At 63.1% G+C, this 15,178-nt stretch carries 3 protein-coding genes (1 of these 3 only partly in view); 2 read left to right on the top strand and 1 reads right to left on the bottom strand.

Going from position 1 to position 15,178, the window contains the following annotated elements:
* Window positions 1-407: 407 nt before the first annotated feature.
* Window positions 408-2,231, bottom strand: a complete 1,824-nt coding sequence (locus LOY28_RS20065; protein ID WP_258612432.1) for a glycoside hydrolase family 15 protein — start codon at window positions 2,229-2,231, stop codon at window positions 408-410.
* Window positions 2,232-2,424: 193 nt separating this feature from the next.
* On the opposite strand from LOY28_RS20065, the gene LOY28_RS20060 reads away from it, so the two are divergent.
* Together LOY28_RS20060 and LOY28_RS20055 are read left to right on the top strand one after the other, a co-directional pair.
* Entirely contained in the window at window positions 2,425-3,162 is a 738-nt protein-coding gene (locus LOY28_RS20060) for a thioesterase II family protein (protein WP_064619070.1), read from the top strand.
* 319 nt (window positions 3,163-3,481) lie between these two features.
* Window positions 3,482-15,178 carry the 5' portion of a non-ribosomal peptide synthetase gene (locus LOY28_RS20055; RefSeq protein WP_258612431.1) on the top strand. It continues 684 nt past the right edge of the window, so only the first 11,697 of its 12,381 coding nucleotides appear in the window; its start codon is at window positions 3,482-3,484; the stop codon falls past the right edge of the window.

Here is a 15,178-nt window from a genome sequence, read left to right as displayed (position 1 = left end):
GATGTAGGAATCAGTTACCAGGTGTTGATTGGGCTGGTTTGTTTAGTGAATGTAGGCGATTGGCCTACGCAATCCTGTGGCGAAGGGGCTTGCCCCCGTTCGGCTGCGCAGCAGTCGCTAAGCCAGTAAATACGGTGCTTCTGGAGGAATGTGGTTGCAGATTTCAGGGCCGCTGCGCGCCCCAACGGGAGCAAGCTCCCTCGCCACGGGAGGTCAGTCCTGTCAGGCAGAGTGTGTTTAAGTTCATCGCGGGTAGGTCTTGATCCTACAAAAAGTGTCGTAAAAGTAGATATTTCTGACGAGTTTTGGCGGTAGTCACAACGGCGGTACCGAAGCCAGCGCCACCCACAGTTGAACGGTATACATCTGTAGGAGCGAGGCTTGCCCGCGAAGCAGTCACCTCAGTCTCAAGGCTGCCAGAAGTTCTTCTCCCCACTCAACTTCCGATCCAGAAAGCTCGCCGCGCTGATCAGCGCCAGGTGCGTCAGTGCTTGTGGTGTGTTGCCCAAGTGCCGCGCGTGGCTGTCTAGCTCTTCGGCGTACAGCCCCAACGGGTTGGCGTACCGCAGCAATTGCTCGAACTCCAGCTGCGCCTTTTCTACCTGGCCGGCGCGGGCCAGGCATTCGACGTACCAGAACGAACAGGCAGCGAAGGCGCCTTCGGTGCCGGGCAGGCCGTCGATCTGGCTGTCGTCGTTGCGGTAGCGGTAGACCATGCCCGCGCGCACCAGGTGTTTTTCGATGGCTTCGAGGGTCGCGATCCAGCGCGGATCCTTGGCGCTGACGAAGCGCACCAGCGGCATCAGCAGCATCGAGCCGTCGAGGCCGGTGCCGCCGATGTGCTGGACGAAATGCCCGCGTTCTTCGTTCCAGAAGTTGCTCCAGATGTCGGCGTAGATCGCTTGACGGGTCTGGTCCCAACGGGCAAAAGGGGCGGGCAGCGAGCGTTTGGAGGCCAGCCGGATGGCCCGATCCAGCGCTACCCAGCACATCAGTCGCGAGTGCAGGAAATGATGCTGCTCGCCGCGCATTTCCCAGATGCCAACGTCCTTTTGCTGCCAGGTTTCGCAGACCTGATCGACCACTTCCACGGTGTGTTTCCAGCCTTCGTGGGAGATCGCCTCACCGTACTTGTTGACCAGGTACACCGCGTCCATCAGCTCGCCGAAGATGTCGAGCTGGATTTGTTCGTAGGCCTGATTGCCGATGCGCACCGGCGTCGCGCCGCCATGGCCGGACAGGTGCGAAAGTTCGGTTTCCGGCAGTTCCTGGCGGCCATCGATGGCGTAGAGAATATTGAGTTTCATCGGTTTACCCCGGCAATCACTGACCCTGCCGCGCAGCCAGCGCATGTAGGCGTTGGCTTCCTCGACGAAGCCCAGGCGCATGAAGGCGTAGACGGTGAACGAGGCGTCGCGGATCCAGGTGTAGCGGTAGTCCCAGTTGCGTGTGCCGCCAGGTGTTTCCGGCAGACCGAAGGTGGCGGCGGCGAGGATGGCGCCGTGTTTGCGCGAGGTCAGCAGCTTCAGCGCCAGGGCCGAGCGATTGACCATTTCCCGCCAGCGCCCGCGGTAATTGGACTGGCCGATCCAGTTGCGCCAAAACTTCAGGGTGCGCTCCAGGCACAGATCGGCGGCGCCTTCCTTGAAGCGCGGATCGTCAACGCCGCCGAGCAAAAACTCGGCGCTCTGGCCCTGTTCGAGGGTGAATTCGGCAATCGCTGCGTTGCCCTCGACGCGCAAGGGCTGATCCGCACACAGCTGCATGGGCGGCTGACCGGTGGCCTCGAAATACACACTGCGGCCGCGCGCCCGCGCCTTGGTGTGAGCCCGCGCATAGTCATGACGCAGGTTGCACAACATCTGAATCGTCGCTTGACCGCTGACCACGCGCACCCGGCGCATCAACATCGGCAAATCATCCTCGCTGTCGCCGATGGGCAGCAGGTCGGTGACTTCGACCACCGCATGATCGCTGAGCCAGCGGGTTTGCAAGACGTTGGTGTCGGGCAGGTAAATCTGCTCGCGGCGGGCGTCGGGCAGGTCCGGAGCCAATTGGAAGATGCCGGCTTCGGGGCTGTCCAGCAGCGCGCAGAAGATCGACGGGCTGTCGAATTCCGGCCAGCAGAAAAAGTCCACGCTGCCCTTGTCGTTGACCAGCGCCGCGCTGCGCATGTCGCCAATGATGCCGTGGGCGTCGATCGCGCTTTGTCGTTCGGAAGGATCAGCCATTGCCGCAGAACTCCGGGAATCGAGGGCCTAACCAGCTGACTGGTTAAAGCCACAGAGAGTTCATTTGGCGCCGAACCGGCGTTCACACTCAACCAATAATTCGACGCTTTCTCCCAGGCGGGATTTATCGGCGCCGACTAATTTGCGCCGCTTGCGGGTCGTCTTCCCCTACAGACGACTTTTCGAGGTAAACGTGGTGACCAAGCTGACCCTGCTGTGCCTGCCGTATTCTGGCGCCAGTGCCATGGTCTACAGCCGTTGGCGACGCAAGTTGCCGCAGTGGCTGCAGTTGCAACCGGTGGAGCTGCCGGGGCGGGGCGCACGGTTCGGCGAACCGCTGCACACCGACATGCGCGCGCTGGCGATGCAATTGGCCAGGGAGTTGCGTTCGACGCTCAAGGCGCCTTACGCCCTGTTTGGTCATAGCCTGGGCGCCTTGCTCGCGTGTGAGCTGGCCCACGCCTTTCGTGCGCTGGGTTGTCCGGAACCGGTGGCGCTGTTTGCCTCGGGGACGGCGGCGCCAACAATGCGGGCCGATTACGATCGCGGCTTTGCCGAGCCGAAAACCGATGCGCAGTTGATCGAGCAGCTACGAACGCTCAATGGCACCAGCGAAGAGGTGCTGGCCAATGAAGAGCTGATGAGCCTGACACTGCCGATTCTGCGTGCGGATTTTCTATTGTGTGGGCGTTTTCAGCCGGTGCAGCGGCCATTGCTCAAGTGCCCGGTGCATGTGCTGGGTGGCAAGGCCGACAAGGCCACCACCGAACAGTTGATCGGCTGGAGCAGGGAAACCCTCGGCAGCTTTTCGGTGGACATGTTGGCCGGTGGGCACTTCTTCATTCATGAGCACGAAGCCAAGGTGCTGCGGGTGATCAAGGATCAGCTGGAGGTTCACCATCGGCGGCATGCCTTGGCGGCTGTCGGTTAACACGATGCTTCAGTTTGGTGATCTCTGTGGCGAGGGAGCTTGCTCCCGCTGGGTTGCGAAGCAACCCTAAAACCTGCGACCTCGCTGTGTCAGGAATACCGCATTCGCCGGTTTACGATTGCTGCGCAGCCGAGCGGGAGCAAGCTCCCTCGCCACAGGTCTGTGTTCGGCCGTCATTTCTTCGCCGCACCGCCGATTCCAGCCGCTTCGACCTCCCTTCCTGATACTTGTTCTCAAACGCTAATTTTTCCGGTCTGCATTCGTTTCATAGGGACGACGTGCCTTTGTGCTTCCTGCCTACTGATCCGGATGCTAAGAAATGAATGCTGAAGACTCCTTGAAACTTGCTCGCCGGTTTATCGGGTTGCCCCTGGAAAAGCGCCAGATGTTCCTTGCGGCCTTGCACAAGGAGGGCGTGGACTTCGCCCGTTTTCCGATTCCGCAAGGGGTCGAGGCCAAGGACCGGCAAGCGCTGTCCTACGCCCAGCAGCGCATGTGGTTCCTCTGGCAACTGGACCCGCACAGCGGCGCCTACAACTTGCCGGGCGCAGTGCGCCTGACTGGGCAACTGAACCTGCCGGCCCTGGAGCAAGCGTTCGCCAGCCTGGTGGCGCGTCATGAAACCCTGCGCACGGTGTTCCAGCGCCAGGCCGACGAATCCCTGCAACAGGCACCTGCCAGTGCGCCGTTGGTGATCGAGCAGGTCGATTTCAGCGCGCTGCCAACCCTTGAGCGCGAACAGGCCGTGGCCGAGGCCGCCCAGCAGCAATCATTGCTGCCGTTCGATTTGGCCGTCGGGCCGCTGCTGCGGGTCAAGCTGCTCAAGCTCGCCGAGCAGGAGCACGTGCTGCTGCTGACCCTGCACCACATCGTTTCTGATGGCTGGTCGATGAACGTGTTGATCGACGAGTTCATCCGCTGCTACGACGCCCATGATGCCGGCGCGCAACCGCAGCTCGCGCCGTTGCCGATTCAATACAGCGACTACGCCTTGTGGCAACGCCGCTGGCTGGAGGCCGGCGAGCAGGCGCGGCAGCTGGAATACTGGCAAGCCCAATTGGGCTTCGAGCATCCGGTGCTGGAGCTGCCCACCGATCACCCGCGCCCGGCGATGCCCAGCTATCGCGGCACGCGTTATGAGTTCGGCGTCGACGGCCCACTGGCCGAGCAACTGCGAGCCACCGCGCAGAAGCACAACATCACCTTGTTCATGCTGTTGTTCGGCGCATTCAACGCGTTGCTGCACCGTTACACCGGGCAGACCGACATCCGCGTCGGCGTGCCGATCGCCAACCGCAATCGCGGCGAAATCGAAGGCCTGATCGGTTTCTTCGTCAACACCCAAGTGCTGCGCACCCGGCTCGACGGCCAGACCCGCGTGGCGGATTTGCTCAGTGACATCAAGGAAACCGCCCTCGGCGCCCAGGCCCATCAGGACTTGCCATTCGAGCGGCTGGTGGAAGCGTTGAAGCTGGAGCGCAGCCTCAGCCACACGCCGTTGTTCCAGGTGATGTACAACCATCAGCCGCAGGTGGCGGACATTTCCACGGTGACCACCGCCTCAGGCCTGGAGCTGGGCGTGATCGAATGGGAAGGGCGCACCACCCAGTTCGACCTGACCCTGGACACCTATGAAAAGGCCGGCACACTGCACGCCGCGCTGACCTACGCCAATGACCTGTTCGATGCGCCGACCATCGAGCGCATGGCGCGGCACTGGACCCATTTGCTGCACGGCATGGTCAATGACAGCCAGCAGCGCATCAGCGATTTGCCGATGCTTGAAGCCGAGGAATACCAACGCATCGTCCATGACTGGAACCGCGCTGACGAAGGTTTCGCCGATGATCTGTGCATTCATGAGCTGATCGCCAGGCAGGTCGCGGCCATGCCGGACGCGCTTGCGGTGACCTTCGCGGCCAAGCAACTGACTTACGCCGAGCTCGACAGCTGCGCCAACCACCTCGCCCACAAGCTGATCGAGTTGGGTGTGGGGCCGGAAGTGCGGGTCGGCGTGGCGATGCAGCGTTCCGACAGCTTGCTGGTAGCGCTGCTGGCGGTGCTCAAGGCCGGTGGCGCTTATGTGCCATTGGACCCGGATTATCCAGCCGACCGCGTGGCCTACATGCTCGACGACAGCCGCGCGTTGGTGCTGCTGACCGAGCAGGCTGTTGCGGCAACGTTGAACGTCACGGCGGGCACTCAAGTGCTGCTGATGGACAACGCCGAGTCGTGGCTGGCCGCTTACCCGAGCAGCGCACCGATGACCCGCGTCACGCCGGATAACCTGGCCTATGTGATCTACACATCCGGCTCCACCGGCAAGCCCAAAGGCGTGGCCATCGCCCATCGCAACGTATTGGCGCTGATCGACTGGTCGCAATCGGTGTACAGCCGCGACGATATTCAGGGCGTGTTGGCCTCGACCTCGGTGTGTTTCGACCTGTCGGTGTGGGAGCTGTTCGTGACCTTGGCCAACGGTGGTTCGCTGATCATCGCCCGCAATGCCCTGGAGCTGCCGCAACTGCCGGCCCGGGATCAGGTGCGCCTGATCAACACTGTGCCGTCGGCGATCAATGCATTGCAGCGGGACGGGCAGATCCCGCCGAGCGTGCGCATCATCAATCTGGCCGGTGAGCCGCTGAAGCAGTCGCTGGTCGACGCGCTGTATCAGCAACCGACCATCGAGCACGTCTACGACCTCTACGGCCCATCGGAAGACACCACCTATTCCACCTGGACTCGCCGCCAGCCCGGCGGCAGCGCCAACATCGGCCGACCGCTCAAACACACCGCCAGCTATTTGCTCGACGCCGATCTGCAACCGGTGCCGCAGGGCGTATCGGCTGAGCTGTACCTGGCCGGCGCGGGCATCACCCGGGGTTACTTGGCGCGACCGGGCATGACCGCCGAGAAATACGTGCCGAACCCGTTTGCCAGCAACGGCGAGCGCCTGTATCGCACCGGTGACCTGACCCGCTATCAGGTCGACGGCGCGTTGCAATACGTCGGTCGCATCGACCATCAGGTCAAGGTTCGTGGTTTCCGCATCGAGCTGGGTGAGATCGAAGCGCGGCTGTTGCAGCAGGACGCGGTACGCGAACTGGCGGTGCTGGCCCAGGATGGCGCCAGCGGTCAGCAACTGGTCGCCTACATCGTGCCCGCCGATGCAGCGCTGTTGGCGGACAATGCCGATGCTCAAGCGAACCTGCGCGAAACCCTGAAAGCCGCGCTGCGCCGACATTTGCCGGACTACATGGTCCCGGCTTATCTGCTGTTCCTCGAACAATTGCCGTTGACCCCCAACGGCAAGCTCGACCGCAAGGCCTTGCCTGCGGTCGACGGCACCCAGCAACAGCGTGAACACGTGGCGCCACGCACGGCGCTGGAAAAGTCGCTGGCGGCGATCTGGCAAGACATCCTGGCCATCGACAACGTCGGCCTGGAAGACAACTTCTTCGAGCTGGGCGGCGACTCCATTGTGTCGATGCAAGTGGTCAGCCGCGCGCGCCAGGCGGGCATCCTGTTGAGCCCCAAAGACCTGTTCCAGCACCAGACTATCCGCAGCCTGGCGCAAGTGGCCCGCAGCGGCGAACAGAACCTGATCGATCAAGGTCCGGCTGTTGGCGCGGTGGCCTTGGCGCCGGTGCAGCACTGGTTCTTCGAGCAAGCCATCCCTGAGCGTCATCACTGGAACCAGTCGCTGCTGCTGGTGCCGCGCGAAGCGCTGGATGCCGGGGCGCTGGATCAGGCGTTGGCGCAGTTGCTCCAGCATCACGATGGGTTGCGTCTGCGTTATCAACAGACCGACGCCGGTTGGCAGCAGGCCTATGGCGCAGCGTCTGTTGAGTCGGTGTTGTGGCAACGCTCGGCGCAATCGCTCGAAGAACTGAATGCGTTGTGCGACGAAGCCCAGCGCAGTCTTGATCTGGGCAACGGCCCGTTGCTGCGAGCGTTGTCGGTGCAGATGGCCGACGGCACTCAGCGGCTGCTGCTGGTGATTCACCACTTGGCGGTGGACGGTGTGTCGTGGCGGGTATTGCTGGAGGATCTGCAGCAGTTCTATCGCCAGGCACGCGACGGCTCGACGCTGACGACGGCGGTGAAAACCAGTTCATACCAGCGCTGGGTGGCGCGTCTGCAAAGCCACCTGCCAACGTTCCAAAACAGTGTCGATTATTGGCAGGAGCAATTGCGCGCCGCGCCGCAAAACGACTTGCCGTGCGACCGCCCAGACGGTGCACTGCAAAACCGTTTCGAGCGGAAAGTCGAACTGACCTTCGATGCCGAACAAACCCGCAAACTGCTGCAACAGGCGCCGGCGGCTTATCGCACTCAGGTCAATGATCTGCTGCTGACCGCGTTGGCGCGGGCCGTGTGCCGCTGGACCGGGCAGGGCAGCACGCTGATCCAGCTCGAAGGCCACGGCCGCGAGGACCTGTTCGACGACATCGATTTGACCCGCACTGTCGGCTGGTTCACCAGTCTGTTCCCGGTCAACCTGAGCCCGGCCGGCGACCTCGGCGCGTCGATCAAAATGGTCAAGGAGCAACTGCGCGCGGTGCCAGACAAAGGTCTGGGCTACGGCGTGCTGCGCTACCTGGCCGATCCGCAGATTGGCGCCGCACTGGCGGTCTTGCCGCAACCGCGCATCACCTTCAATTACCTGGGGCAGTTCGACCGTCAGTTCGACGAAGCGGCGTTGTTTGTGCCGTCCAGCGAAGGCAGCGGCGCGGCCCAGGATCCGTCGGCACCGTTGGCCAACTGGCTGACGGTCGAAGGCCAGGTGTACGGCGGCGAGCTGTCGATGAGCTGGGGCTTCAGCCGCGAGATGTTCGACACCGCGACCATCCAGCAGCTGGTTGATCAATACGCTGTCGAACTCAACCGGTTGATAGAGCATTGCTGCATCCTTGATGCGCCACAGGCCACGCCGTCGGACTTCCCGCTGGCGCGCATCACCCAGGCGCAACTCGATGCACTGCCGGTGGCCGTCGGCCAACTCGACGACCTCTATCCACTGTCGCCGATGCAACAGGGGCTGTTGTTCCACACCCTGTACGAGCAGGCGGCGGGTGAGTACATCAACCAGCTGCGGGTGGATGTGCAAGGCCTCGAACCGGAGCGTTTCCGCGCCGCTTGGCAGGCCACGGTCGATGCACAAGACATCTTGCGTACAGGTTTTGTCTGGCAAGGCGAACTGGAACAACCGGTGCAGATCGTCCACAAACAGGTGCAGTTGCCGTTCACCGTGCTCGACTGGCGTGAGCGTGACGATCAGCTTCAAGCCTTGAATGAACTGGCCGATGCCGAGCGCCAACAAGGATTCGACCTGAGCCAGGCACCGTTGCTGCGACTGGTGTTGGTGCACACCGCAGCCGATAGCTGGCAGCTGATTTACACCCATCACCACATCCTGATGGACGGCTGGAGCAACTCGCAGTTGCTCGGCGAAGTTTTGCAGCGTTACAGCGGTCGCCCGCCGATAGCTACCGGCGGACGCTATCGCGATTACATCGCTTGGTTGCAGCGTCAGGATGGGCAACTGAGCCAGGACTTCTGGCGCGAGCCATTGGCCTCCTTGCAAGAGCCGACCCGACTGGCGCGGGTGCTGTCCGGCAACGAAACCCTGAGCGGGCATGGCGACCATTTCCAGACCCTGGACGTCAGTCGCACCCAACACCTTGAAACTTTTGCCCGGCAACAGAAAGTCACCCTCAACACCCTGGTGCAAGCCGCGTGGCTGCTGTTGTTGCAACGCTACACCGGTCACCCAACCGTGGCGTTCGGCGCCACGGTGGCCGGGCGACCGGCAGACTTGTCCGGCATCGAGCAAGCGGTCGGCTTGTTCATCAATACCTTGCCGGTGATCGGCACGCCGCGTCCGGACCAAAGCGTCGGCCACTGGTTGCAAGCGGTACAGGCGCAAAACCTCAGCCTGCGCGAGTTCGAGCACACGCCGCTGGCGGACATTCAACGCTGGGCCGGGCAGGGCGGCGAAGCCCTGTTCGACAACATTCTGGTGTTCGAGAACTACCCGATTGCCCAAGCGCTGCAACAGGGCGCGGAGCAAGGCGTGGTGTTCGGCGACGTCGCCAACCTTGAGCAAACCCATTATCCGTTGAGCGTGGCCGTGACATTGGGCCAGACCCTGGCGCTGCATTACAGCTTCGACCGGGCGCATTTCTCAGCGTCCACGATCGAACGCATCGCTGCGCACCTGCTGCAACTGTTGGAGCAGTTCGCCGAGTCGGCCGAACGCAACTTCGGTGAAATTGCCCTGGCCAGCGCCGCCGAACGGGCGCAGCAACAGGCCGATAACCAGCCGCAGCCGTACCCGGTGAATGTCGCCGTGCACCAACGCATCGCCGAACTCGCCGCCCAACGCCCCGAGCGCACAGCGGTGATTTTCGCCGGTCAGCGGTTCAGCTATGGCGACATCGACCAACGCGCTAATCAGTTGGCCCACGCCCTGATCGCGCGGGGTGTCGGCCCGGAAAGCCGGGTCGGCGTGGCCTTGCCACGCAGCGAAGGGGTGATCGTCGCGCTGCTGGCGGCGCTCAAGGCCGGCGGTGCCTACGTGCCGCTGGACACCAGTTACCCGCGCGAGCGTCTGGCTTATCTGATCGAGGATTCGGGGCTGGCGTTGTTGATCACCGATTCGTCGGTTTCTGCGCAGTTGCCGGTGGATGATGCGATCCCGGTGCTGGAGCTCGACCGTCTCGATCTGCGCAGCCAATCCCTTACCGCGCCCAAGGTGCCGCTCGATCCGCAGAACCTCGCTTACGTCATTTACACCTCCGGCTCCACCGGTAACCCCAAAGGCGTGAGCGTCGCCCATGGCCCGCTGGCGATGCATTGCCAGGCCATTGGCGAACGCTATGAAATGCGTGACAGCGACTGCGAATTCCACTTCATGTCCTTCGCCTTCGACGGCGCCCATGAGCGTTGGCTGACCAGCCTGACCCACGGTGCCTCGCTGCTGATTCGCGACGACAGCCTGTGGACCCCGGAACAGACCTACAACGCCATGCGCGAACACGGCGTGACGGTGGTGGCGTTCCCGCCGGTCTACCTGCAACAACTGGCCGAACACGCCGAGCGTGAAGGCCACCCGCCGAAGGTGCGGATCTACTGTTTCGGCGGCGATGCCGTGCCCAACGCCAGTTTCGAGCGGGTCAAGCGTGCGCTCGATCCGGACTACATCATCAACGGCTACGGCCCGACCGAAACCGTGGTCACGCCGCTGATCTGGAAGGCCGGGCGCGACGTGCAGTGCGGCGCGGCCTACGCGCCGATCGGCAGTCGCATCGGCGACCGCAGCGCTTATGTGCTGGACACCGACCTGAACCTGCTGCCCCAAGGCATGGCCGGTGAGCTGTACCTGGGCGGCACCGGCCTGGCCCGGGGTTACCTGAACCGTCCCGGCCTGACGGCGGAACGGTTTGTCGCCGATCCGTTCAGCGCGGTCGGTGGCCTGCTGTACCGCACCGGCGACCTGGTGCGGCAGCGTGCCGATGGCACGTTCGATTACCTGGATCGCATCGACAATCAGGTGAAGATTCGCGGTTTCCGCATTGAGCTGGGGGAAATCGAAGCGCGCCTGCAAACCCTCGATGGGGTACGCGAAGCCGTGGTGGTTGCCCAGGAAGGTACCGCCGGCAGCGGCAAGCGCCTGGTGGCTTATGTGGTCGCCGATGCGCTCGATGCCGAACAGGCTGATTTCGCCGACAGCCTGCGCGAGCAACTTAAAGTCGCGCTGCCGGCGCACATGGTCCCGGCGTATTTGCTGCTGCTTGAGCGCCTCCCGCTGACCCCCAACGGCAAACTCGACCGCAAGAACCTGCCCAAGCCGGACATCAGCCAATTGCAGCAAGCCTATGTGGCGCCGCAAAGCGCACTGGAGCAGCAACTGGCGACAATCTGGCAAGACGTGCTGAAACTCGATCAGGTCGGTTTGAGTGACAACTTTTTCGAACTGGGCGGCGATTCGATCATCTCGATTCAAGTGGTCAGCCGCGCCCGTCAGGCCGGCATCCGCTTCACGCCAAAAGACCTGTTCCAGCACCAGACCATCCAGGCACTAGCCACGGTGGCGCGGTTGGGTGAGCAGGCTCAGGTCATCGATCAGGGGCCGGTCACAGGCGATCTGGTGTTATTGCCGGTGCAGCAGGCGTTCTTCGAACAGACCATCCCCGAGCGTCAGCACTGGAACCAGGCGGTGATGCTCAAGCCGACGCAAAAACTGAACGCCAATGTGCTTGAGCAGGCGTTGGGCGCGCTGGTTGTGCACCACGATGGCTTGCGCTTGAGTTTCGTCGAACAGGCCGAGGGCTGGCAGGCGCAATACCGTGCGCCGGGCAGCCAGACCGAGGCGTTGCTCTGGGCGGTTGACGTCGCCGACGCCACGGCACTGGAAGCGGTGGCCAATGAGGCGCAACGCAGCTTGAACCTGCAGCACGGGCCGCTGCTGCGCGCGGTGCTGGCGAACCTCGATGACGGCACTCAGCACCTGTTGCTGGCGATCCACCATCTGGTGGTGGACGGCGTGTCGTGGCGGATTCTGTTTGACGATCTGCAAACCGCGTACCGTCAGCTGTTGAGCGGCGAGCCCCTGCAATTGCCGGCCAAAACCAGTGCGGCCAAGGTTTGGGCCGAGCACCTGCAAACCTACGCCCGCCGTGCTGAACTGCGCAGCGAACTGGCCTGGTGGCAACAGCAGTTACACGGCGCCGACGTGGCGTTGCCGGAGGACAATCCCGAGGGCGGGCAACAGAACAAGCATGCACTGACGGTGCGCACGCAACTGAACAAGGAAATGACCCGGCAACTGCTGCAAGACGCCCCGGCGGCGTATCGCACGCAGGTCAACGACCTGCTGCTGACCGCTCTGGCCCGCGTCATGGTGCGCTGGACCGGGACCGACAGCGCGTTGATCCAGCTCGAAGGTCATGGCCGTGAAGAGCTGTTCGACGGCGTTGACCTGACCCGCACCGTCGGCTGGTTCACCAGCCTGTACCCGGCCAAACTGACGCCGGTCGCTGACCTCGGTGGTTCGCTGAAACAGATCAAGGAACAGCTGCGCGCGATCCCGAACAAGGGCCTCGGTTTTGGTGCGCTGGCCCATCTGGGTGACGACGCTGCACGTCAAATCCTCAGCCAATTGCCGGTGCCGTGCCTGACCTTCAATTACCTGGGCCAGTTCGACGGCAGCTTCACCGAAGCCGACGGCGCCTTGTTCGTACCGTGCAGTGACGCGGCCGGTGATGAACTGGATGCTCGTGCGCCATTGGCCAACCAGTTGGCCCTCAATGGTCAGGTGTATGGCGGTGAACTGAACCTGGGCTGGACCTTCAGCCGCGAACGGTTCAATGAGTCGACCATTCAGGCGCTGGCCGACGATTACGCCCAGGAACTGCAAGCGCTGATCGCCCATTGCTGCCGGGCCGGGCAGCACGGCGTCACCCCGTCGGACTTCCCGCTGGCGCGCTTGAGTCAGGCCCACCTGGACGGTTTGCCGCTGGCGCCGCAGTCGATCGAAGACCTGTATCCGTTGTCGCCGATGCAGCAGGGCATGTTGTTCCATGCCGTGTACCAGGAAACCACCGGCGATTACATCAACCAGATTCGCCTGGATGTGGAAGGGCTCGACCCCGAGCGTTTCCATCAGGCCTGGCAAGCAACGGTGGATGCCCACGACATTCTGCGCACACGCTTTGTCTGGCAGGGCGAACTGGAAAACCCGGTGCAGGTGGTCGGCAAACACGCGCAGATGCCTTACAGCCTGCATGATTTACGCGCCCATCCGCAGCGCGATCAGGCCTTGCAGACGCTCGCCGACACGGAACGCCAAGCCCTCAACTTGAGCGCACCGACCTTGTTGCGGTTGGTGATTGCGCGCATCGACGACCACCGTCATCACCTGATCTACACCAACCATCACATCCTGATGGACGGCTGGAGCAACTCGCAGTTGCTCGGCGAAGTTCTGCAGCGTTACAGCGGCCAGTTCAACGGCGCTCACAGCGGACGTTACCGCGATTACATCGCCTGGCTGCAACGCCAGGACTCGGCCGCCAGCGAAGCGTTCTGGACCCCGGCGCTGCTGGCGCTGGAAGAGCCGACGCGCCTGGCCCAGACCGTCGCAGTGCCGCAAGCGTCTACCGAAACCCAAGGTTACGGCGATCACTTCCAGGTGCTGGAGGCCGATCAAACCCTGCGTCTGGGCGAGTTCGCCCGGGCCGCGAAAGTCACCGTCAACACGCTGGTACAGGCGGCCTGGTTGCTGTTGCTGCAACGCTACACCGGCAAAACCACCGTGGCCTTCGGCGCGACGGTCGCTGGTCGTCCGGCAGACTTGCCGGGTGTCGAGCAGCAGATCGGGCTGTTCATCAACACCTTGCCGGTGATCGCCAGCCCACGGGCCGAGCAATCGCTTACTGGTTGGCTGCAAGCGGTGCAGGCGCAAAACCTGGCCTTGCGCGAGTTCGAACACACCGCGCTGTTCGATATTCAGCGCTGGGCCGGGCAGGGCGGTGAAGCGCTGTTCGACAACATTCTGGTGTTCGAGAACTACCCGATTGCCCAGGCCCTGGAGCAGGGCGCCCCGCAAGGGCTGCGTTTTGGTCCGGTGGCCAGTCAGGAGCAAACCAACTATCCGCTGACCCTGCTGGTGAGCCTCGACACGCAACTGTCGCTGCACTTCAGCTATCAACGCGGCAGTTTTGCGTCGGCGACAGTGACGCGATTGGCGGCTCATTTGCAGCACCTGTTGAGCCAAATGATCGACGCCGGTGAGCGCTGCCTCGGCGAGCTGGTGCTGCTGGATGAGAGCGAACAGCAGCAAGTGTTGCTGGACTGGAACCGGGCTGACGAAGGTTTCGCCGATGATCTGTGCGTCCATCAATTGATCGACCGCCAGGTCGCCGCCCAACCGGATGCGCTGGCGGTGACCTTCGCGGCCAAGCAACTGACTTACGCCGAGCTCGACGCCCGGGCCAACCGTCTGGCCCACAAGCTGATCGAGTTGGGCGTGGGCCCGGAAGTGCGGGTCGGCGTGGCGATGCAGCGTTCCGACAGTCTGCTGGTGGCGCTGCTGGCGGTGCTCAAGGCCGGTGGCGCTTATGTGCCATTGGACCCGGATTATCCAGCCGACCGCGTGGCCTACATGCTCGACGACAGCCGTGCGCTGGTGCTGCTGACCGAGCAGGCTGTTGCGGCAACGTTGAACGTGACGGCGGGCACTCAAGTGCTGCTGATGGACAACGCCGAGCCATGGCTGGCCACTTACCCAAGCAGCGCACCGGTGACCGGTGTCACGCCGGATAACCTGGCCTACGTGATCTACACCTCCGGTTCCACCGGCGAGCCCAAAGGCGTGGCCATCGCCCATCGCAACGTGCTGGCGCTGATCGACTGGTCGCAATCGGTGTACAGCCGCGACGACATTCAGGGTGTGCTGGCTTCGACTTCGGTGTGTTTCGACCTGTCGGTATGGGAGCTGTTTGTCACCCTGGCCAACGGCGGCTCGCTGATCATCGCCCGCAACGCCCTGGAGCTGCCGCAACTGCCCGCCCGCGATCAGGTTCGCCTGATCAACACCGTGCCGTCGGCGATCAATGCGCTGCACAGTGCCGGGCAGATCCCGCCGAGCGTGCGCATCATCAACCTCGCCGGTGAGCCGCTGAAGCAGTCGCTGGTCGATGCGCTTTATGGGCAACCGACCGTGGCGCATGTCTACGATCTTTATGGCCCGTCGGAAGACACCACCTATTCCACCTGGACCCGTCGCGAAGCGGGTGGCACGGCGAACATTGGTCGCCCGCTCAAACACACCGCCAGCTATTTGCTCGACGCTGATCTGCACCCGGTGCCGCAGGGCGTATCGGCCGAGTTGTACCTGGCCGGTGCCGGCATCACTCGGGGTTACCTGGGGCGGCCGGGCATGACCGCCGAGAAGTACGTGCCGAACCCGTTCGCCAGCAACGGCGAGCGCCTGTACCGCACCGGCGATCTG

Source organism: Pseudomonas sp. B21-017, from assembly GCF_024749245.1.
In the GTDB taxonomy this organism is placed as follows: domain Bacteria; phylum Pseudomonadota; class Gammaproteobacteria; order Pseudomonadales; family Pseudomonadaceae; genus Aquipseudomonas.
This window is presented reverse-complemented; position numbering and strand designations above follow the sequence as displayed.